At 53.0% G+C, this 21,618-nt stretch carries 20 protein-coding genes and 1 pseudogene; 10 read left to right on the forward strand and 11 right to left on the reverse strand.

Going from position 1 to position 21,618, the window contains the following annotated elements:
- Window positions 1–75: 75 nt before the first annotated feature.
- Window positions 76–948 carry a carboxylate/amino acid/amine transporter gene (locus KO508_RS01770; protein WP_216006624.1) on the reverse strand — a complete coding sequence of 291 codons (873 nt, stop codon included), beginning with the start codon at window positions 946–948 and terminating at the stop codon, window positions 76–78.
- A gap of 182 nt (window positions 949–1,130) precedes the next feature.
- On the opposite strand from KO508_RS01770, the gene KO508_RS01775 reads away from it, so the two are divergent.
- Window positions 1,131–2,537 (forward strand): MATE family efflux transporter, encoded by a 1,407-nt coding sequence (locus KO508_RS01775; protein ID WP_216007290.1) that lies wholly within the window; start codon window positions 1,131–1,133, stop codon window positions 2,535–2,537.
- On the opposite strand, the gene KO508_RS01780 is transcribed toward KO508_RS01775, so the two are convergent.
- A complete protein-coding gene (locus KO508_RS01780; protein ID WP_216006625.1) occupies window positions 2,526–3,554 on the reverse strand; it encodes a GGDEF domain-containing protein in 1,029 nt (342 codons plus the stop codon). The genes KO508_RS01775 and KO508_RS01780 overlap by 12 nt on opposite strands.
- 225 nt (window positions 3,555–3,779) lie before the next feature.
- Between KO508_RS01780 and KO508_RS01785 the strand changes: the two genes are divergently transcribed.
- A complete protein-coding gene (locus KO508_RS01785) occupies window positions 3,780–4,925 on the forward strand; it encodes an HD-GYP domain-containing protein (protein ID WP_216006626.1) in 1,146 nt (381 codons plus the stop codon).
- Window positions 4,926–5,014: 89 nt separating this feature from the next.
- Here the strand turns inward: KO508_RS01785 and KO508_RS01790 are convergent, their stop codons facing one another.
- Complete coding sequence (locus KO508_RS01790) at window positions 5,015–5,446, reverse strand: CBS domain-containing protein (protein ID WP_216006627.1); 432 nt, start codon at window positions 5,444–5,446, stop codon at window positions 5,015–5,017.
- Window positions 5,447–5,653: 207 nt separating this feature from the next.
- On the opposite strand from KO508_RS01790, the gene KO508_RS01795 reads away from it, so the two are divergent.
- Both KO508_RS01795 and KO508_RS01800 read left to right on the forward strand, forming a co-directional pair.
- Entirely contained in the window at window positions 5,654–7,015 is a 1,362-nt protein-coding gene (locus tag KO508_RS01795) for an alanine/glycine:cation symporter family protein (protein ID WP_216006628.1), read from the forward strand.
- A gap of 174 nt (window positions 7,016–7,189) precedes the next feature.
- The gene (locus KO508_RS01800; RefSeq protein WP_216006629.1) at window positions 7,190–7,843 is read left to right on the forward strand and encodes a peroxiredoxin; all 654 of its coding nucleotides are present in this window, start codon (window positions 7,190–7,192) and stop codon (window positions 7,841–7,843) included.
- 102 nt (window positions 7,844–7,945) lie between these two features.
- Here the strand turns inward: KO508_RS01800 and traT are convergent, their stop codons facing one another.
- The 7 genes from traT to KO508_RS01835 all read right to left on the reverse strand — a co-directional run bounded on the left by traT (window position 7,946) and on the right by KO508_RS01835 (window position 15,201).
- On the reverse strand, window positions 7,946–8,770 hold the full coding sequence (traT, locus tag KO508_RS01805) for a complement resistance protein TraT (protein WP_216006630.1): 825 nt from the start codon (window positions 8,768–8,770) through the stop codon (window positions 7,946–7,948).
- Window positions 8,771–8,967: 197 nt separating this feature from the next.
- Window positions 8,968–9,750, reverse strand: coding sequence for a MetQ/NlpA family ABC transporter substrate-binding protein (locus KO508_RS01810; RefSeq protein ID WP_216006631.1), 783 nt, complete (start codon window positions 9,748–9,750; stop codon window positions 8,968–8,970).
- 230 nt (window positions 9,751–9,980) lie between these two features.
- Complete coding sequence (locus KO508_RS01815) at window positions 9,981–10,646, reverse strand: methionine ABC transporter permease (RefSeq protein ID WP_200363409.1); 666 nt, start codon at window positions 10,644–10,646, stop codon at window positions 9,981–9,983.
- Window positions 10,646–11,653: a methionine ABC transporter ATP-binding protein gene (locus KO508_RS01820; protein ID WP_216006632.1), complete on the reverse strand. Its 1,008-nt coding sequence runs from the start codon at window positions 11,651–11,653 to the stop codon at window positions 10,646–10,648. Before KO508_RS01820 ends, KO508_RS01815 begins: the two co-directional genes overlap by 1 nt.
- Before the next feature lie 80 nt (window positions 11,654–11,733).
- Entirely contained in the window at window positions 11,734–12,843 is a 1,110-nt protein-coding gene (locus tag KO508_RS01825) for a PLP-dependent cysteine synthase family protein (RefSeq protein ID WP_216006633.1), read from the reverse strand.
- Between the two features lie 96 nt (window positions 12,844–12,939).
- Window positions 12,940–13,587 (reverse strand): hypothetical protein, encoded by a 648-nt coding sequence (locus tag KO508_RS01830; RefSeq protein WP_216006634.1) that lies wholly within the window; start codon window positions 13,585–13,587, stop codon window positions 12,940–12,942.
- A gap of 111 nt (window positions 13,588–13,698) precedes the next feature.
- The gene (locus tag KO508_RS01835) at window positions 13,699–15,201 is read right to left on the reverse strand and encodes an amidase (protein ID WP_216006635.1); all 1,503 of its coding nucleotides are present in this window, start codon (window positions 15,199–15,201) and stop codon (window positions 13,699–13,701) included.
- A gap of 52 nt (window positions 15,202–15,253) precedes the next feature.
- Here KO508_RS01835 and KO508_RS01840 point away from each other — a divergent pair, with 52 nt between their 5' ends.
- The gene (locus KO508_RS01840; RefSeq protein WP_216006636.1) at window positions 15,254–16,393 is read left to right on the forward strand and encodes a transglycosylase SLT domain-containing protein; all 1,140 of its coding nucleotides are present in this window, start codon (window positions 15,254–15,256) and stop codon (window positions 16,391–16,393) included.
- Complete coding sequence (locus KO508_RS01845; protein WP_216006637.1) at window positions 16,384–17,151, forward strand: sulfite exporter TauE/SafE family protein; 768 nt, start codon at window positions 16,384–16,386, stop codon at window positions 17,149–17,151. Before KO508_RS01840 ends, KO508_RS01845 begins: the two co-directional genes overlap by 10 nt.
- 10 nt (window positions 17,152–17,161) lie before the next feature.
- Here KO508_RS01845 and KO508_RS01850 read toward each other — a convergent pair whose 3' ends face one another.
- Complete coding sequence (locus KO508_RS01850; RefSeq protein ID WP_216007291.1) at window positions 17,162–19,519, reverse strand: sensor domain-containing diguanylate cyclase; 2,358 nt, start codon at window positions 19,517–19,519, stop codon at window positions 17,162–17,164.
- 213 nt (window positions 19,520–19,732) lie between these two features.
- Here KO508_RS01850 and KO508_RS01855 point away from each other — a divergent pair, with 213 nt between their 5' ends.
- The 4 genes and pseudogenes from KO508_RS01855 to KO508_RS18780 all read left to right on the forward strand — a co-directional run.
- A complete protein-coding gene (locus tag KO508_RS01855; RefSeq protein ID WP_216006638.1) occupies window positions 19,733–20,548 on the forward strand; it encodes a MotA/TolQ/ExbB proton channel family protein in 816 nt (271 codons plus the stop codon).
- Window positions 20,535–20,930, forward strand: a complete 396-nt coding sequence (locus KO508_RS01860; RefSeq protein WP_216006639.1) for an ExbD/TolR family protein — start codon at window positions 20,535–20,537, stop codon at window positions 20,928–20,930. Before KO508_RS01855 ends, KO508_RS01860 begins: the two co-directional genes overlap by 14 nt.
- Window positions 20,927–21,337 (forward strand): ExbD/TolR family protein, encoded by a 411-nt coding sequence (locus KO508_RS01865; protein WP_216006640.1) that lies wholly within the window; start codon window positions 20,927–20,929, stop codon window positions 21,335–21,337. Before KO508_RS01860 ends, KO508_RS01865 begins: the two co-directional genes overlap by 4 nt.
- A pseudogene (locus KO508_RS18780) lies at window positions 21,334–21,618 on the forward strand (energy transducer TonB); the annotation flags it as partial. The gene KO508_RS01865 and the pseudogene KO508_RS18780, both read left to right, overlap by 4 nt.

Genomic DNA, 21,618 nt, shown 5'->3' on the forward strand with positions numbered 1-21,618 from the left:
ATATTAATCAAAAGTAAAACTGAGTAACAGGATTTATCCGAGCCATCTTACTTCAGTGAGGCACACTGCCTTGCCTTACGTTACCCCGGCAAGTCGCGCACGGGGGTGCAGGCGAGCGTTCACCCAGAGCGAAAACGCAATAATTCCACCGCCAATGGCGAGCTTGAAAAGATCGGCATCACGATTCCAGATCAACAGGTTGACTAGTAGGCCAGCAGGGACCAGCACGTTATTCATGATAGCCAAGGTGCCAGCATCCACTTTGCAGGCGCCACGATTCCAAAGAAATAGGCCAAGCCCCGATGCTGCAAGCCCAAGCCACGAGAGAATCCCCCACTGCAGCGCGGTTGTGGGCAGGCGTTCGGCATTGCCGAATATCATAAAAGACGGCAAGGCGATTATCAGCGCCCCTATAAAAAAGTAACCGAAGGTGCGGTACGCAGGGATGTCCACCGGGTAGCGCTGCATAACGTGCTTGTAGCCCACTTGGCCAGCCGCAAAGGTAAAGTTGGCAACCTGCAGCAATAAGAAGCCGGTAATAAAATCTTCACTGAGGCCATCATAGCGGATGATACCCGCACCGAATGTCGCAATGGCGGCGGCGACCAGAGCCACCGGAGAAAAACGCCGGAACAAAGCATCGTCTAGCAGGGTTACGTAGAGAGGTGTAAATATGGTGAACAGCAACACTTCTGGCACGGTTAAATAACTGAAGGAGCGGTACAGACACAGATACGTAATGCCAAATTGCAGCATTCCGGTTATAAGAACACCGAGTCGGAGACCGCCCGGCACACCGCGCCAACGGGTAAAAGGCAAAAAAATCAGCGTTGCCAGTAACACCCGACTGAGTACCGCAAAATCGCTATCTACTCGCCCTGCGAGAAATTCGCCAATCAAGCTGAAAGAGAAGGCCCAGAGTACCGTTACAAAAACCAGAAGACCCATATTGACTGCTACCCGAATGAATTGGACATGTACTTTAACGGGTTTTAGGGCGGGTTTCAGCGTGTTTTCGTGGCAACTCCCTATGACGGGCACTCGCGCAATCGGGTAGGATATTTCGCCTCAAAATCAGCCATGAATACCGAATGGCTCCAGTACGTTCTAGCTCCTCGGACCGACACTCTATGGATGAAGCCGACCAACCATTGCCGGAAGTTCGCAAGCCGCTCATCTCCCGGACCCTGACCGAGTGGAAAACTCTGGCCATACTCGGCGGGCCGATTTTGATTGCCCAGATTGCTCAGATGGCCAACGGGGTTATCGATACGGTGATGGCAGGCCATGCCAGCGCAGAGGATCTGGCCGGTGTGGGCATAGGTAGCAGTCTTTGGATGCCGTTATTCTTGTTCTTCATGGGCATGCTAGGCGCTCTTCAGCCAATTATTTCCGGCTACAATGGTGCCCGCACACCTTCAAAAATAATGCCCGCTACTTGGCAGGGTTTATACATTGCCGGTGTGGGCGCCATCATCATGGTTCTGCTGCTCACCAACGTGCACCCGGTTCTTGAAGGCCTGAACCTAGAAGCCAACACCGCGCGCATCACCCAAGGCTACCTGAACGCTTTCGCATGGGGCATTCCAGCGTTGCTGCTAATGACAGCCCTTCGCGGACTAACAGACGGGCTGGGGCACACCCGTGTGATTATGGCCTTTTCTGTGCTGAGTACGCTGATTAACCTGCCCATGAACTACATCTTCATATACGGCAAACTCGGGCTGCCCGCCATGGGCGGTATTGGCTGTGGCTGGGCAACGTCGATTTCCAATGGGGTTGCTGCAATTGCCCTGCTGACCTATCTAAACCGAAGCCAGCTTTACAAAAAGTTCCACCTTATTACCGATTGGGCAAAACCCAACGTACCCCTGATTCGCTACATCCTGAGCATTGGCATTCCCATTGGATTCACCATTTTTGTAGAAGCCAGTATGTTCTCGGTGATTGCACTATTCCTTGCGCCGCTTGGGCCTGTTGTAGTGGCGGGGCACCAAATTGCACTAAACGTGGTCTCTCTGCTGTTCATGTTGCCCTTGAGCATTGGCATGGCGCTTACCTTGCGTGTCAGCTTTCTTATTGGTGCTGGTGCGCCAGATACCGCCCGCCTTATTTCCCGCAGTTCACTGATTCTAGCTTCTGCGACTGCTCTGGTGTTCGCCATTCTTCTGTTTGTTTTCTCGCATGGCATTTCTGCTTTATATACCAGTGATGCAGAGGTTCAAGCAGTTACTATAAGGCTGCTAATGTTTGCGGCATTTTTTCAGGTGGCGGATGTTATTCAAGTCACTTGCATCAGCGCTCTAAGGGGCTACAAGGATACGGGCATTCCCATGCTGATCATGCTGTTTTCTTTTTGGGGCGTGGGATTACCACTGGGATACGTTCTGACGTTTACCGACGTGTTAGCACCTGCCATGGGCGCTGCCGGGTTTTGGGTGGGGCTAACGGGCGGTCTTGCGTCTGCAAGCTTGCTCCTAGGCTGGCGATTGTTTCGTTATCAGCCAACAGCAGCCGACGAAACGCTAGGTGGCTAGCTCAGGTTTGTCAGAAGGTTGGTCAGAGTCACAAGCGGGCATGGTGTCCGAGAATATAACTCGATCCCGGCCTGCCTCCTTGGCCTCGTAGAGAGCGGCATCGGCTCGCTCAAGCCAGCTCTCCACACTCTCTCCGTGTTTGAGCAGCGCGACTCCAAACGAGGCAGTAATTGCACCGCCCGGATGTTTCATTTTTTTCCGCAAAACATGCTGAAGGTTATTCATTACCGATAACAGCCCCTCGCCATCCACGCCCGGCAGCAGTAACACAAACTCTTCACCACCAAAGCGGAACAACTGGTCGTACTTGCGGGTGTTCTGTTGCACCAGTGTTACCATATCAACAAGAATGAGATCTCCGGCTGCGTGCCCAAACTCGTCGTTCACCTTCTTGAAGTGATCTATATCCAGTATAACCAACGCATATGGCAAGCCCGTGCGCTCTGCGTGGGCCGCAGCCTCGTTAAGCTCTTCATCCATAGAGCGCCGGTTTTTAACGCCGGTCAGAGGATCAATAGTCGCCAAATGCTCTAAACGCTCACGCTGATTATCACTACGAAGGGCAAAAGCGTAAGCCGTAGCGCTTACAACCAAAGCGGTTGCTACAAAAGTCCACATCTGAACATCACTTTTAAAAGCATCACCTTGAACGATCATGGCGGCAATTGAGCTGACATTCAAAAGTGTTGCAACCCGCGGGCTCACAAGGAAAAAAGCAGTCACCAAACAGGGATATAGCCAGAACAGCCCAACCTCACCAACAATCGCCGCCACTGCAACGGCGCCAGAGCAGGCTACGACTGCGAGAACCATTCCACTGCGTCGCGTATCCCCGGTTACCCAGGCATAAGCCATCCCACCGGACACGACCAGCAGGATCGTGGTATCCACAAATCCCGCAACATAATTGCCCTGAAAAAACCGCATAAAGGCAAAAGGGGTGATGCCTAGTAACGCGCTGGCACCCAAAATAGTGATAATCGACAATCGAAAGTCGGTTTTTAAGCGCTTCAGCATGCTTGGCGCCTTCCTGTCAGGCAGAGTTGTCTCCACAAGCATAATCTAGTGCGGCGTAATTAGCGCCAGAACCTACGTTTTTTAACAAAATGCCCTTAAAGTGTCATAAAAGATGCTATTTTCGGCTAATCTAGGCTTAATCAGATAGCTCTTACAAATCGATTACCTTTACTATGTCCATAAGTTGATTAAAACCCGACACGCTCTACAGGAACCAATTGGATTTTGAGTGAATTCGTTCGAATAGCCCCAGGTGCACTCACTATAGGCCGCCCGTTACCGTGGGATGTACACGATACCGATGGCAAGGTGTTGTTGTGTCAGGGCTATGTGATCCAAACCGAATCACAGCTTGAACAGTTGTTTGAGCGCGGGTATTTCAAACCACGGGTTATTGAAGTGCTGCCAGAAGATGACGACGCAGCCAGTAATGAGGCCGATGGCAATCCGTTTGCCCGCTACCCGGACTATCTTCACGCTTTAGAAAAGGCGCTGGCCAGTATCGCTGCCGGTAACCCTGAAGCCCGTAAACAACTGCAAGATCTGGCTCAGGCTCTGGAGCAAGCGTGCGCACTCGCGCCAGATTCTAGTCTGGCCCTTGTACACCTTTATTCCGTTGGACCAACCATCCACGAGCAGATCATTTTTTACGCCATTCTCTGCCAGCTCATCGCACACCAGTTTGGCCTCAATGAACAGCGCACCAAGATACTGACCGAAGCGGCCCTCAGCGCAAATCTTGCACTGGTGCCGGTCGCAGATAAGCTCAACGCTTTCAATAAAGTGCTCAGCGATGAGCAAAGAAGTGTTATTCGCAAACACCCACAGCGGAGTATCCGCGCGCTGAGAGCCGTGGGTGTTGAAAACAAGTTATTACTTACCATCATCGCACAACACCATGAACAGGCAGACGGTAGCGGTTATCCGGCTGGCTTGAGCGGCGCAGATATCCGACCGGAAGCTGAGATCCTTGCTCTGGCTGAACGCTACGTTGCCATGATCACGAAACGTGCTTACCGCAATCGGATGAATGTAACAGCAGCACGCAAACTGATCGCCAACCTAGCAGACGGCGGTCTCCGGCCCGCTATCCCCAAAGCCTTGCTTCGGGTTCTAGGTGAATACCCACCAGGCACGCTTGTGCGCTTGGAAAATAACGAAGTCGGTGTCATAACCGGTAGGCCAGTACGCGCCAGCGGGCCTTTTGTGCATGTGGTTTTCGACTCTGCGGGCGAGCGGTATGAAGTTCCCCAGCAACGCGACACAAATGTGCCCGACTTCAACATTCTGGCACTGGAAGAGCCTGACATGATGCCTTCCATGAATTTCAGCCAAATTTGGGGCTTTTCGGGCTCACCGAAAATACCCTAGGCTAGGTAACTTCAGCTCAGACCCAAAGCCTTGGGATGATGACGCAGGTGCTCATCAATAAACGAAGCGATAAAGAAATAGCTGGCTGATCAATCGTCGGCGCTTGTTTGCTTCGAAAGCTCAAGCCCACAGCCGATACGAGCAAGCTCGCCAAGCACTGCCGTTCGCGTCACTACGCCAATGAGTTTGCCGTTTTCAACCACAGGGTACACCTTCGGTTTGCCTGATCCGAGCTTCTGAGCAAGGTCGACAATCGCCAAATCAGCAGAAATCGACAAAGGCTCGCGGAACATAACGTCGTCTACAATCGGATCTCCCTCGCAGTGGTAGTTGCTTACCAACAGCGCGTGAATACAGTCCTGCTCGGACACAAAACCTAGCAGACGCCGCTCAGCATCAACCACAGGCAGCCCAGAAATATGGTTCTCCAGCAACGCCTTAACCACTTCAGTTAAAGGTGTCCCACAGCGGATGGGCTCAATATGATTGGACATAACATTGGAAACTCTAAGAGCACACATGGCTAACTCCTCGCATCGTTGAATAGTCCAGCAGAACCAACTGTTCTTGTCCCTCTACTCTAACCGTAAACATAGGCAATAGGTGCCGAATCCTCAATTTTCCTCGCCTGCCAGTTTACACACGCCAATAACTGACTAAACTCAATCAGTTATAACCCTTGCGGGTAAAACTACAATATCAAGCCATGGCATTTACAAGGAGGCCCCATGGAAGCCATTGAAAGTGTTGTTGGAGCAATTAACGGGTTGGTCTGGGGGCCGCCCATGCTGGTGCTGATTTTGGGTGTTGGGCTATTTTTGAGCCTTGGCCTGAAACTGATGCCTATTTTTAAGCTTGGAGCGGGCTTCCGCCAAATGTGGAAAGGCCGCAGCGCTGCTGGCGCAGAGTCAGACGGCGAAATTCCGCCGTTTCAGGCTCTCATGACTGCGCTTTCCGCAACCGTAGGAACCGGCAATATCGCCGGGGTAGCAACAGCTGTTTTCCTCGGCGGGCCCGGTGCGCTGTTCTGGATGTGGCTTACAGCGTTGGTGGGCATGGCAACCAAATACTCAGAAGCCGTGCTCGCGGTGCGTTTTCGCGAAGTAGATGAGCGCGGCTCCTATGTAGGTGGCCCCATGTATTATATCCGCAACGGCCTCGGCAAAAAGTGGGCTTGGCTAGGTGTACTGTTTGCCATTTTTGCAGCCATCGCCGGATTTGGTATTGGCAATACTGTGCAAGCTAATTCAGTAGCAGACGTAATGGAAGCCACCTTCGGCCTGCCACACTGGATCACCGGTATTATTCTGATGGTGTTGGTGGGGCTAGTCCTCATCGGTGGTATCCGCCGCATTGGTCAGGTAGCAAGCGCTCTGGTTCCTCTTATGGCTATGTCATACCTGATCGCCGGCCTGATTGTACTGGGCATTAATTTCGCTGAAATTCCCGCAGCATTTGCACTCATTTTCGAGCATGCATTCAGCCCCATTGCAGCAGAAGGTGGCTTTGCAGGTGCTGCAGTTTGGGCTGCCATACGCTTTGGTGTCGCCCGGGGTGTTTTTTCCAATGAGGCCGGCCTTGGTTCTGCGCCCATTGCTCACGCAGCAGCACAAACCAAAAACCCAATTAATCAAGGCATGGTGGCCATGCTAGGCACCTTTATCGACACTATTATTATTTGCACGATCACTGGATTGGTCATCATCACTTCGGGAGCATGGACATCCGGCGAGTCGGGCGCTGCGCTCACTTCCATGGCCTTCTCACAAGCGCTTCCAGGGGTGGGTGATTATGTGGTGGCCATCGCCTTAGCAATTTTTGCCTTTACCACCCTACTTGGCTGGTCATTCTACGGTGAGCGCAGCGTTGAGTTTCTGTTTGGTGTAAAGGCCATAGTGCCTTACCGGATAGCCTGGATCATTGCTATACCGCTGGGCGCGACTGTTAATCTTGGTTTGATATGGCTGATAGCAGACACGCTCAACGCCATGATGGCTTTGCCCAATCTGATCGCCCTTCTGTTGCTTAGCCCAGTAGTGTTTAGGTTGACCAAAGAGCATTTCGAACGGGAGAAAGCTGTAGGCTTATAGTATCTAGCCGAAGCTTGGCTATTGGCCTTGCAAGATGAGCTGGGTCAACTGCCCCTTGCAATCCTATCACTCGACACCAATGATTATCGTATACACTCGATGAATGAGTTCCGGCAGCCCGCCTGCCGGGAATCAAACAAAACCAAGAGTTGTTGTATCAAAAGGAGAGCGAATATGAGCTTACGTTTAGGAGATACCGCACCGGATTTTGAGCAGGATTCCAGTGAAGGCAAGATTTCGTTCCACGAATGGCTGGGTGATGGTTGGGGTGTTCTTTTCTCTCACCCCGCAGACTTTACTCCAGTGTGCACAACGGAGCTTGGCCTAACCGCAAAATTGAAAGAAGAGTTTGCAAAGCGCAATGTAAAAGCTATTGCATTGAGTGTTGACCCTGTTGACTCACACAATGAGTGGATCAAAGACATCAACGAAACCCAAGGCTGCTCGGTGAACTTTCCGATTATTGCAGACCATGACGGTAAAGTTGCCGAGCTGTACGACATGATTCACCCCAACGCCGACAGCACTCTTACCGTGCGCTCGCTGTTCGTGATTGACCCGAACAAAAAAGTTCGCCTGATTATCACTTACCCAGCCAGCACCGGTCGCAACTTTAACGAAGTTCTCCGGGTAATCGACTCCCTGCAGCTGACTGACGACCACAAAGTCGCCACACCCGGTAACTGGGTACGCGGCGGTGATGTAGTGATCGTGCCATCACTTCAGGATGAAGACGAGATCAAGCAACGCTTCCCGAAAGGCTACAAAAAGGTGAAATCTTACCTGCGAATGACGCCAGACCCTACCGCTAACTGGAGCGGTGATTAATCACCCATTCCAATTACTGGAAATAGGAAACTCTGAATAAAAAAGGCCGGGCAGCTATAGCTCCCCGGCCTTTTTTTGTTACTTAAAGCTCTTACATTACAATTACATCGGCAGCATCTGAGTGACAACTCGCTCAGTGCGCTTCTCAATCTCAGGCAAAGCTTCTTCTTCTGTCATGTTCATCTGGTTAGCCCAGACTGACAAGCGAATGCCGTGAGGGAAGTAATTGCTCTTACGCGTGGCGGTTGCAGAGCTGGTGTTGCCCTGCGAGGTTCCACCACCAGAGATCATTCTGGCGTTTCCAGAACCGGCACTGTCTGACGTTCCACTGCCAGAATCGGTAGCCAACTCAAACGTGACTTGTTGGTTTTGACGCACTTCCAGCACCACGTCAATAATCAATGCCCACTCACGTGGACGGGATGCATTGCTAATCCCGATGCCTACCAGACCACCAGCAGCCACGCCGCCAACTGCTCCAGCTACGCCGCTATCAGTTGCCCGGGCTATTCCGTAGCCGGTACCTACACCCACTGCGGCACCAGAAATAAGACCCATTGTCCTTGCTGCACTAGCGCCACCGGACTCGGGCTCAACCTCGCCAAAGAATCGGGTAGAAGCACGTAGGCGATATTTTGCTGACGTGGGATCGTTTACAACGTTCCAACCTTGCTCCCTCGCAGAGTCGCGAAGAAGGCCGCGCAGATCAATGTCGCTGTCGGAAATATTCCGGTAAGAAATATAAACGTTTCTGTCAGAGGCAGCGGGCGGCTCTAACTGAGGAGGTGGTACAACCCACAAGGTGCCGCTTCGCGCATCCGCGTATTTATTGGCAGTAATACTGCCTAGCTGCCTGGAAACAGCTGTACAGCCCGAGGCCATAACAACCGCTGCAAGCAGTACAATTGCAAATCTGATGTTCGTCATAATTCTATCCCTAAACAAATGACCAAAAAATACGCCAGCTATGTCTGCCAGCAAAGCTCAGGCTGAGATTTTCTTAATCCACCTGCCGCCAAAGATAAACATTAAATTCTTTACATACAACTCAGCGGTTACGCATTTTTACGAAAACAATGAAACCGGAGGCGAGGAAACAATGCCCGGCATTCGCCGGGCACTGATTAAAATGCGGGAACGACAGCACCTTCGTACTTTTCTTTGATGAAGTCGCGAACTGAATCAGACTTCAGTGCTTTCGCAAGCTTCTGCATGGCTTCGCTATCTTTGTTATCTGGGCGCGCAACCAGAATGTTTACATACGGCGATTCGGAGCCTTCAATAATCAGCGCATCTTCAGAAGGATTAAGGCCAGCTTCTAAAGCGTAATTGGTGTTGATCAGCGCTACATCTACTTGGCCCAGAATCCGGGGCAGGGTTGCTGCTTCCAGTTCCTTGAAATCAAGGTCTTTTGGATTATCGGCAATGTCACGCGGGGTGGCGGTGATCTTGCTGCCTTCTTTTAGGGTGATAAGTCCGGCTTTTTGCAGCAGTAACAGTGCACGGCCGCCGTTGGTAGGGTCGTTGGGGATAGCAACAACTGCACCTTCTTTCAGTTCATCCAATGAGTCGATTTTATTGGAGTAGGCACCAAAGGGCTCAACGTGGATGCCTGCAACAGTGACTAGGCTAGTACCACGACCGTCGTTGAATTCATCCAAGTACGGCTGGTGTTGGAAAAAGTTGGCATCCATACGCTTCTGGTCTACCTGAATATTGGGCTGGATGTAGTCTGTGAAGACTTTTACGTCCAGTTCTACACCCTGGTCCGCCAGCTGTGGTTTTACAAATTCCAGCAGTTCAGCATGGGGTACGGGGGTTGCGGCTACGGACAGCTTCTCGGCTGAAACCGCAGCAGAGAAAACGGATGCGGCAGCTAATGCTATCAAGGCTTTTTTGAAGTTCATTAATATTCTCCTGTTCTTGGTTGTTACATCGGTAAAAGCAGAATGGTGCGTGACCGCCCGCTCGGCCGGTGAGGTGCCTTCCGAAAAACGCCCGTAAATACGTCCATGTAGGGCTCGGTCGCGCCATCCTTGGCGCTCCACGTTTTCGGAAGGCACCTCACCGGCCGGGCTTGTTTCTGACGTGTCTGCTGAGGGCTAGGCCAGCGCAGGCTAACTCAAAATTACAAAACCTACTTACGGCTGAAATACAGAACCAGACGATCACCGGCCATTTGCAGCACTTGTACAAAGATCACCAGCAGCGCCACGGTAATCACCATCACATCGGTCTGAAAGCGCTGGTAGCCAAAACGAATGGCCAAATCACCCAAACCACCACCACCGATTACGCCAGACATGGCCGCGTAAGACACTAGGGTGATCGCCGTAACCGTAATGCCAGCGATGATGCCCGGAAGGGCTTCCGGCAGCAAGGCGCCGAAGATGATCTGGCGCACGTTGGCGCCCATGGCCTGAGTGGCTTCGATAATGCCTCGGTCTACTTCCCGCAGGGAGGTTTCTACCAACCGCGCAAAGAAGGGCGCACCGCCCGCAACCAAAGGTGGTATGGCGCCTGCCACACCCAGCGAGGTGCCGATCAGCATCACGGTGAAGGGGATCATTACAATCAGCAGGATAATGAACGGCACGGAACGCAGAACGTTCACGACGAACGACAGCACAGCGTAGGCCACAGGTTGTTCCAGTAGCTGCCGTTTACCGGTCAGGAACAGCAAAACACCAATGGGTAGGCCTGCCAATACGCTGAACAGCAGCGACATGCCTACCATTACTAGGGTATCCCAACTGGCTATACCGATTTCTGGCCAGTCCACGTTACTCAGTAAAGCTTCCATCAGCGCACCACCTCCACGTGAACATCGGCCCCTTCCAGCGCACTCATGGCGAGTTCAAGATCGCCTCCTATCAACGAAAGGGTCAACTGGCCGTATGGCGTGTCTTTGATATGGTCGATTCGGCCGGAAAGAATACTGAAATCCACGCCTGATGCCCGAGCCACACTACCCAGCAGCGGTTGGTAAGTGGCTTCTCCCTTGAAGGTGAGGCGCAGAATGCGTCCGTTGGCCTTTTGCAGGTCTTCCTGCATCTCCTCGCTGTCGATGCTTTCGCTCTCAAACACGAAATCCCGAGTAGTGGGGTGTTTCGGATGCAGGAACACATCGCTTACAGCACCCATTTCCACAACACGCCCGGCGTCCATAACGGCAACCCTGTCACACACACGGCGCACCACGTCCATTTCATGGGTGATGAGTACGATAGTAAGCCCGAGCTCTTTGTTGATTTCCGCCAGCAAGCGCAGCACCGACTGGGTGGTTTGCGGGTCGAGGGCGCTAGTGGCTTCGTCGCACAGCAATATTGTTGGTCTGCAGGCCAATGCCCGGGCAATGCCCACACGCTGCTTTTGACCACCAGAAAGCTGGGACGGGTACTTGGTGGCATGGTCGGTAAGGCTGACCCGGGCCAACAGTTCCTGCACTCGATCTCGGATTTCCGCTTTGGAATAGATGCCCGCCAACTGCATAGGGAAGGCAATATTATCCGATACTGTTTTTGATGAGAGCAGGTTGAAGTGCTGGAAGATCATACCGACTTTGCGGCGGAAGGCGCGCAACTCAGCCGCGTTGTAGCGGGTAATATTCTCGCCATCAATTCGAATATCGCCACCGGTCGGCGGTTCTAGCAGATTGATCAGACGCACCAGAGTGGATTTTCCCGCCCCGGAATGCCCAACAATACCGAACACCTCGCCGGTTTCAATGGTCATATCAGTCGGGTGCAGAGCGGGGATCGCCCGGCCGTCCACCTGATACGACTTCTGTACCTGGTCAAATACAATCACGATCAGCGCCTTGTGGGTGCAGGAATAAAGCGGGCGATTATAGCGTATTCACCGGCCAAACCCGAACCCGCAAATTACCACTACAACTTGCGCAACTGCGCAACCTGCAGATCCGGCTCAAACACTCCGGTACGATCGAAGTCATCCAGTGCGTTTTCCCAATCGGTTAAATCCAGACCCTGATGGGCAATCCAATCGGGGTTGAAATAGGTGTCGATGTAACGATCACCGCCGTCACATAGAAGCGTAACAACTGAACCTTTCTCGCCGGCTTGTTGCATCTGGCTGGCCAAGCTCAGTGTCGCGATCAGATTGGTACCGGTAGACCCGCCGCAACGTCGGCCTAGATGACGTTCGAGATAACGCAACGCAGCAAAACTGGCGGCATCGGGCACTCTCACCATACGGTCAATCACCGCGGGATTGAAGGAGGGCTCCACCCTTGGGCGGCCAATACCCTCAATGCGAGAACCACACTGGCCGGTAATATCAGACCGGCCGCTGGCAAAGGCCTCATAAAACACGGAGTTTTCAGGGTCGGCCACACACAGTTCACAGCCCCGGGCAAGGTGTCCGCCGTAGCGGATATAGCGCCCTATGGTTGAGGAAGTACCTCCTGTGCCTGCGCTGACAACAATCCAGCGGGGCGTGGGGTGTGGTTCCCGCTGCAGTTGCTGGAAAATACTCTCGGCAATATTGTTGTTGCCTCGCCAATCCGTCGCTCGCTCAGCGTAAGTGAATTGGTCCATATAGTGACCGCCCAGCTCGCGGGCCAGCCGCTGCGATTCGGTATAGATCTCGCTACCGCTATTAACCAGATGACATTCACCGCCATAAAATTCAATTTTTGCGATTTTTTGCGCTGACGTTGTTCTGGGCATCACCGCTATAAACCTTAACCCTAGCAGCTTGGCAAAATACGCTTCAGACACCGCCGTGGAACCGCTAGACGCTTCAATGACGGGAGTGCTCTGCGTAATCCAACCGTTACAGAGCCCGAATAGAAAAAGCGAGCGCGCCAACCGATGCTTGAGACTGCCCGTGGGATGAGTTGATTCATCTTTAAGGTAAATATCGATGTTCTGCAGCCCGGGCAGATCCAGTTTGATCAGGTGCGTGTCTGAAGATCGGTTAAAGTCCGCATCAATTCGGGCGATGGCATCGGACAGCCACTGGGCGTGATTAGGCATGGCAGGTTCCATTTAAAAGAAGCACTCAAAAAAAAGCCAGACACTAGCCCGGCTCTTCAATTCAAGGTTTCACAGCTATCTTTTCTGAACTGTCTTCTAGTGCAACGCCCGCAACTGTCGCGGATACAACGCGGCACTCACTTCTGGCTCCTCCAAAAGATCCGCCAGCTCAAGATCAACGTCTGACGCTTCACCATGTTCAGGCAGCGGCTCGAACAGTGTACTCAACCAGGACGCAATCGAAGGCTCTTCGTCACGCCTATAATCCGTCGACAGCGCCTTGATACGGCGGAAGCCGATGATGCGCTGATGCTTGGGATCCCGGATTTGTTCGAATCCACGCCAGTACACGTGATCGCGCGTGTGGAGTTGGACAAACAAAGTATCTATCGGCTCGTTTGTCTCGTCGTCCTCGCCGTCTTTCGATGAGGCGTCAAGATTATCTGCCGACGCTTCAGCCAAAACTTCGGCGCTATCATCGTCTGCGGTTTCTTTCGTTTTCTGACGAATGGTTGTCCATGCAGGGTATAAAACCGCCACGGCATCCGCCTCAACATGCTCGCGGGCAGCGCGAAGAATTAACCCCCAGCGCGCCTTGTCGGCATCGGTTTCAAGTGAGTTGATGGGCAAGTCATAGCTTTGTTCGTTGGCCAGGACGATCGCCATCATCGGAGCGTCGAGCTCTCCCATGGCTTCAGCCTGTGCAACAGATACCAGTTCATCGATTGCCATCGGTTGGTTCATAATGCGCTCGCCTCCTCGATGCCATCAGGGTGTATCAGGAAGATGATCTCCCTGACACACAGCATAGCCTGTTACGCGCCTAAAGATAAACGTGGGGTTTCACGCAACGGATCACAAACACGCTTTTGGAAAGGCATTTTCCAGCCTTTCATAATAGCCAAACCACGGAGCGGCCTCTTCAAGCTGGGCTGCCAGCTGCAGCAGCACAGCTTCATCGCCATGGGGTGCACCCAGTTGCACGCCAACCGGAATGCCCTCCGCTGTCCAATGTACCGGCACAGACATGGCAGGCGTTCCTGTCAGGTTGGCAAGCTGAGTGAACGGCGTACGGGCCAGATTTTCTATCGCGACCTGGTCCACCTGACCGCTGCGATGCACCATTTTCCCGGCCTTGAGGGCTAGCATCAGCTTTGCCGCCATTTTTAAATGTGCAGGGGTCTCCAATTCACCGATCCGGGCGGGCAGTTGGCCGGCGGTAGGGCAGAGGTAAAGGTCGTAACCACTAAAAAACGCACCCAGCGCTCGGGCAAACTCATTCCATTGTTGGCGCCGAAGCACATAATCAGACAACGGCATAGTATTACCCAGCATGCCCAGTAGGCGGGTATCCAGTTCAAAATCGCTGTTAGTGGCACCAAGCTGCTCTTTGGCTTTCGCCATCATTGCCGACACCTCACCAAAATACAGGGCAAGATAACAGCGGGCCAACGCCATGCCATCAAACTCCGGCCGAGCATACTCAACTTTATGCCCCAGATTTTCTAGAATCCGCGCAGTTTCCTCAACAGCCGCAATACATTCGGGGGCCACTTCGGTGTCGTATGGCGATGCGGTGAACACACCTATTTTCAGGCTGCCGGGCGATTGCTGCATCAAATCCGTATAGGCGACACCGGGTTTGGGAATCACAAACGGATCACCCGGAGCGGCGCCACTCAACATGTCTAACATGGTGGCGCTATCACGCACTGTTCGGGTAACCACGTGATCCGAAGAGGCACCCGTCCAGGCTTCACCCATCGAAGGCCCATTGGAGATACGCCCACGAGATGGTTTGAGCCCAAAGAGCCCGTTATAGGCTGCGGGTATACGAATCGAGCCGCCACCATCGTTTGCACCAGCCATAGGCACAACACCAGCCGCCGTTGCAGCACCAGAGCCGCCACTGGAGCCGCCGGGAGTGAGCCGAGTATCCCACGGGTTCCGTGAAGCCCCCCATAATTCGGATTCTGTGACGGCCTTGAGGCCAAATTCCGGTGTTGCTGTACGCCCCAAAAACACCATTCCACCCTCGCGGGCACGGCGCACAAATTCGGAGTCCTGTGACGCAATATAATCTTTAAAGCCGCGACTGCCATGAGTGCAGGGCTGCCCAGCTTGCTCTTGAGACAAATCCTTTAAAAGCAAAGGTACCCCGGCAAACGCACCGTGTTTCGGGTACTCCTGCACCAGAGCTTCAGAAAATTGGGGAAAGCAGATCGCATTGAGGGAGCCATTCACAACGGTTGCTCGTTCCACCGCAGCCTCGCATACTTCCCGAGAGGTTACTTCGCCACGGCTGATGAGATCAGCCAACGCAGTGGCGTCGTAACGCAGATATTCAGATTGCTTCATAAAGGCGTCCATTTGTTATTGTGATCACCGGAATGCCACGGATACATCGTTGATGAACTTAAGATTCGCAAGCTTACGTCAGCTTGCATTGATTTTCATCCTGACCGCATGGGGACAAGGGACTGTGTGGGCAGAAGACAGCCAAGCCGAGAATGTCAGCACGGACACTCCGGATTGGACGGCCATCGTAAGGAATTCGCCTTACTGGGTTAGTCAGGGCGTCTATACCAATATTCTCACTATACGCCGCTGGGTATTGAGAGAGTCCGGTTATTGCTCAAGCCCAGACCGCCATATTCTGTTCAATATGCGCGGGCAGTTTATAGGCTGGATAAGCAATGGCACCAATCGCGCCGCGACGCAAAAACGCTTGAACGATACCCGGCAGAAACTGTATGTAAAAGGCCTTACCGAAGAGTGGGTTGCCGGTGACGTCAGCACGAAGGGCTATCCATTTGCGCTGGCCTGTGACCAGCCCCACGTGAATCTGGACATTGCCGTTGGTCGTTATCTGGGAGCCCTGAGAAAGGATAGAGTTTGGGGTGCTTGGGATGATCTTTCCTTCGCAACCCGCGAACAGCCCGGCGCACTCCACGATGCTTTGCTTTACATTGTGCAACGTCGGAGCGAGCAAAACCGCTTCGCGTTACCGGAGGTTTTACCCAGATATCTGGCCGGGCAAATCCTAATTGAAAGTGGTGGGCAGGCAAGAGCCCATTCCCGGGCAAACGCTAAGGGCATTCTCCAGCTTTCACCTTCCGCTCTTAAAGACTGCCAGATCAAACCCCAGAACTATTGGCACCGGCTGGCTCAGATTGATTGCGCACTACGCCTAATGCACCAGAATGCCCGCAACCTGCAGCCCGCGTTTGACGAACGCTTTAACCATCTACCGCACGCCAAGCGCAACGAACTCTTTGTGCTCTTGTTGGTGCAAGCCTACCACGGTGGTGCAAGCCGTGTGCAGGCGCTCCTTGATGACGAAACACTGGCTAAACCTGCAGAATACTTTGCCGCTAACCACGAGCGCTTTACCGCAGGCGACATAGCGTTTGGCATGGTGTTTCACAATTTAGGTCGAGATAGGCTGGGGTTGGCGTCACTGTATTACGTTGCCGATGTACAGCTGGCAACTGAGGCATTATGCAGAATGCCAACACTGAAACCTGAGGAATTTTGCGCATGGAAATAACCTTGCTCCCGGAGAGTCTAAGCTTATCTGTGGCGATTTTTCTGCTAACAAGCTCCGTTGTTACGTCCATGATCACCGCAAGTTTGGGAGCAGGCGGGGGTGTGCTTTTACTGATTCTGATGGCCACTTGGATGCCTGCAGCCGCCATTATCCCTGTACACGGCATGATTCAACTTGGCTCCAACGGCGGCCGGGCAATGCTGACGTGGAAACATATTGACTGGCGGACGATTGCCGCTTTTACACCTGGTGTGATCGCTGGCGCTGCGACGGGTGCCTGGTTGCTGGTAAGCCTTCCCCCTTATTTATGGCAGCTCACCATTGCGGTATTCGTGCTGTATTTGTGCTGGGGCCCAGCTCTACCAAAAAGCGCATTCGGCCCGGTGGGGGTTTTCATCGCCGCCACAGTAACCAGCTTTGTCAGTCTTTTCGTGGGCGCTACTGGCCCGCTCGTAGCAGCGTTTATAAAACAGATCCATTCAGACCGGTTCCGCACCGTCGCAACTTTTGCTACTGCAATGGTCCTTCAGCATGCGCCCAAAGCTCTGGTATTTGGTGTGACGGGGTTTGTGTTTGCGAACTGGTTACCATTTATTTTAGCTATGATTGCCTGTGGCTTTGCAGGCACCTGGGTCGGCCTGCGCCTTCTCCACTCACTTAATAACCGCTGGTTCAGCAAAGCGCTTAACCTGGTTCTAACTCTTCTGGCTTTGCGCTTAATGTGGCAAGCCAGCTTGGCAGCACACTGGTGGGCATAAACGCCTCAGACTAGTCTTTCGGCTCCTGCGGTGGTTCCGCCACAGGTGTAACCACAACACGGTTTCGGCCTTGAGACTTGGCAAGATAGGCGCCTTCATCAGCCCGGGCGACCACGTCCTTGGGTTCGCGGTCTTCGGGTAGCAACTCGGTCACACCAATACTGGCAGTCACTCCGAACATGCGCCCTTCGTGCTCAATTTTGAGCGCTTCAACCCCTGCACGAATGCGTTCGGCAAGGGTTTTGGCCCTGCTTAGCCCACAAGCGGGCAGAATAATGCCAAACTCATCACCCCCTAATCGAGCCACGGTATCCGACTGACGCACCGATTCTTTGAATAGGTCGGACAGACGACGAAGCATTTCATCACCGAGCAGGTGTCCGCCTTCGTCATTCACAGGTTTGAAATGGTCAAGGTCGATCAGCATCAGCACCGAACTTGCTTCCTGTCGCGACGACTCACCGAGCACTTTGCTCAATGAAGCATTGAATGCACGACGGTTCACCAACTGCGTTAGGCTATCGTGGGTTGCCTCCCAGGATAGCCTTTCTTCCTCGCGCCGGCGCTCAGCATCGTCTCTGAACACGAACACCAGCCGCTCGTTCTCCCGCCCCTGTCGGATATGGATCATACTAAGATCAACATCGAATGCGTCGCCGCTACGGTTACGAAGGGTCACGTACAGGCTGTCGAGATCATCATGAGCAAGAAACCAGTCATGAGTGAGAGCCTGATCTTCGTGGTCAATTCCCACCAGCTCAAATACATTTGAGCCAATGTAGTCCTCGCCGGTGCCCAAAAAACGGCCTGCCGCTTGGTTCGCATAACGTATGGCTCCGCCGGTATCGGCCATCAACACACCGTCTTGCATTACTCCCAGTATGTTTTCTGCCCTCTGCTGCTCATCCCGCAGTGCCTCTTCAACTTCCAATTCGTGCGAAATATCCCGCACAATCGTAACGGTACCCATGACCTTTTCAGGCGTTTCAAGAATCGCAGTCATTACCTGACACCAAACGGGTGCAGCTGCATTCGAGCCCTGCAAACGGAAACGATCACGAAATACCAACTGTCCCTCAAGCGCTTTTTGCCAACCTTCAATCACCGCATCACGGTCAACATCTGCGATGCAATCGAATAAATGGGTACCGCTAAGCGCGGCCAGCTTCAGGCCAATAATGCTCTCGAACACGGGATTTACAAACTCGATACGGCCAAGTACATCTGCCTGCACAATGCCGATAGGAGCACCCCGGGTGAGTGATCGGAAAAACGCTTCCCGCTCGGCCAAAGAACTAAGAACATCCTCCCGTTCATCCATCACCAGATTGAATATTTCTGCCACTTGGCTGATTTCCGACCCCCCGATAACCCCCACCGGTTTATTGCGCACACCAAGGTGGCGCTCATGCACTTGCAGCCCAAGTTCGCCCAAAGGCGCCATCAAGCGGCGGAAGCGCCACATAGCAACGGGAACAACGAGCAAGATCACAACCAACAAAACCCAAAGAAAAGCATCTTTAAGGCGAGTAGCGGGAGCATAGGCTTCGCTAGCTGGCCAAACAGCGGCTACAAACCAAGGCACCTCAGACATTTGCTGAACCGACAGGATAATACTTTCACCTTTGGCGTTGCTGGTTCTGGCTGTCCCCTCAAATCCGCTCATAGCTTGGTTTAGCACTGGATTGCTATCACTTACCGGCTGCATAACCTCTCCGGTACGGCCGTTGGCCAGCACAATCCCATTGCGAGCTATGATGGTTAGGTAACCGGTTTTGCCTACGCGAACATCAGAGAACTCTTCAATCAGGTGCTCACCCGCAAGAGAAATCGCCCCCCCGAGCAAGCCTATAAAGCGCTTTTTGTGGTCAAACACAGGGGCAGCCACCATAACGGCAGGCCTGCCTTGATAATTCGAGCGATAGGGTTCGCTGATATGTGGAGTAAATTGCTCAGATGAGCGGCGGAAGTAGGTACGATTGCTGACATCCGACCCAACCATCTTCAGTTCCTCTGGGTATTCAGCAATGACCTTACCCTGCGCATCAATCAGATAAACACCGTCAAACAGATGCTGCAACGCGATTTGACGGCGCATCAAAATTCCTGCTCGCACCTCGAAAGCTGCCTCACTCATCGTGAATCCCTGAGCAACGTGACTCAATGCCTCCAATCGCTGTGACAGCTTGTCATCCAGCTCACCAGCTACCAGCTGTGCAATGGTCTCCACTTGATTCGCAGCCTGCTGCTCAAGTTCCGACCGACTAAGGAACGAGCCTGCAAGCGCCACCAGCACCGCCGTTAGAATTACGACACCCACGACAAGGAGCACGGCCCGATTCACTAAGCTATCCAGCCAACGACTCATCAGCACAGCAGAGCTACTCCGTTCTGCAGGGATCGAGTGTTAATGGTACGGCCTCCGGTGTGGAATCAGGTCATGCATACATGTGTATTAAGAGTGGGCTCAACGGCGACACAAATTCTAACAGAGGCTTGGGACCTAAAGGATTACAGCTCTTGCAATCCGAATGATAATCCTTATTATTCTCATGATGTTTCAGCAAGAGTGATAACTGGCATGAGCAACTCCCTAACACCTCTCGGCTCCGCACTAACGGACGGCCCTATTAACCAGCTCCTCGCCATGGGCGGCCCTGTCATGATGGTATTGCTTGTTATGGCAGTTCTGGGCCTCATCACGTTTATTTACCTGATACTCGTGGGCGCGGTGTACGCTCCGAGATTGTCCAAAAAACTTAAAAATCTCATTACACTTTGGCAACACAGCCCTGCGGACGTAAATCCGCAAGCCATTCGCCAACAAACCAGTCGCTGGGCGAAACTGAACCCTCTCCATGGCCTAATAACCAATACCATTGAAGCTCGACAAAACCAGCAAGACGACGGGCAGATTCGCGAAACCGTAGCAAGGGACGCGCAGCAAGCTCTTGAGCCCTTTGAAGCTCCCCTTAAAATCATTGAAGTAATCGCAGCGCTGGCACCATTGCTTGGTTTGCTGGGAACCGTGCTGGGAATGATGGAAGCGTTCAGTGCCATGGCGGCTGCGGAAGGCCGAGCCAATGCCTCTCAGTTAAGCGGCGGCATTTATGAAGCCTTGACCACCACCGCAGCTGGCCTTGTCGTTGCCATTCCATTTGCTGCACTGGCGGCTTGGATTGAGTTCCGGTTACGACGTATCCATAAGCTTGTAAACAGCAGTTTGGTTACTGTGCTCACCGCTTCGCCACTACCCTTTGTAGGGGCAACCGAAGCCGCAAGCGAAGCGACCACTAAAGCGGTCGAGCCTGCCCCAAGCCAATCCCGGCCAAAGACACAAGACGAGCCGGAATCAGCATCTCACAGTAGTCAGCGGTTCGCCCATGCAACTGGTTGAACTCAGGCCCAGTCGACCCATTCCAATCCGTATCACTCCACTGATTGATGTGGTCTTTATCCTGCTGGTGTTTTTTATGCTGACCAGCAGGTTACTGCCTGTGGATCATCTGGAACTCGCCAATAATACAGACGGCCGTAGCACCGTGACCGGTGAGCCACTTCCCTTGCTTACGGTTACCAAAGGCGGAGACGTTATGTGGCAAGAGCGCAATCTACCCGTTAGCGACCTCTTGCCCGCACTTCGCAACGCAGGCATTACTGAAGTAAATCTTACAACCGCACCAGATACCCAACTAAGCCTATTCACAGCCACCTTGGGTGAATTATCGCAGAGCGGCATTCAGGCCCACTGGCAACGCGCAACAAAAGAATCCCCATGACTGAACTGTTTCCACCTCCCTCTACCTCCGGCAAGTCTTTGATGGAGCGGGTAGAGGATGCTCTTCTGCCACTCATCAATCTGGTTTTCCTGTTACTGATGTTTTTTATCGTGGCTGGCCAGCTTGCTGATGACCCTTTACCTGATCTGCCCGCTACACCCGCAAGCAGCGAGCAACAATCGCCTCATGCTGACCTTATGGTGGACAATAAAGGGAACTGGCGAATACATGGTGAAAATCTGGATGCGCAAGCTCTGCTGCAACGGCTACCAGAACCCGATGCACAAACCCCGCTGAAAATTGCCGCAGCCAGCAGTCTTACCATGGCAGATTTGGAAAGCCTTTTGCGCACTCTGGAAAATGGCGGTTATAAAGAAATCCTGCTGTTGACGGAGCCTGAAGCGTGAGGGACTCAGGAAAGGCCATCCGCCTTGGCCTGCTGGCCGTCGCCATCGTTCTGAGCGCGGGCATTCTAATGGCCGCTGCGCCCGAGAAGACCATAGAGCTAAACCTGCTTGGCAACGCAGCTATAAATACCGCGCCCGCCATCAAGATCTCGCTTGCAGGCAAGTCCGCGCCAGAACCCATTGAGAAAGCAAAACCTCAGCCAGCTCAAGAAACCCAACCCGAGCCAAAGCCAAAGCCAAAGCCTGAACCAAAACCGACACCAGAGCCAGAGCCAGAGCCA

Source organism: Marinobacter salexigens (assembly GCF_018860765.1).
Lineage (GTDB): Bacteria > Pseudomonadota > Gammaproteobacteria > Pseudomonadales > Oleiphilaceae > Marinobacter > Marinobacter salexigens_A.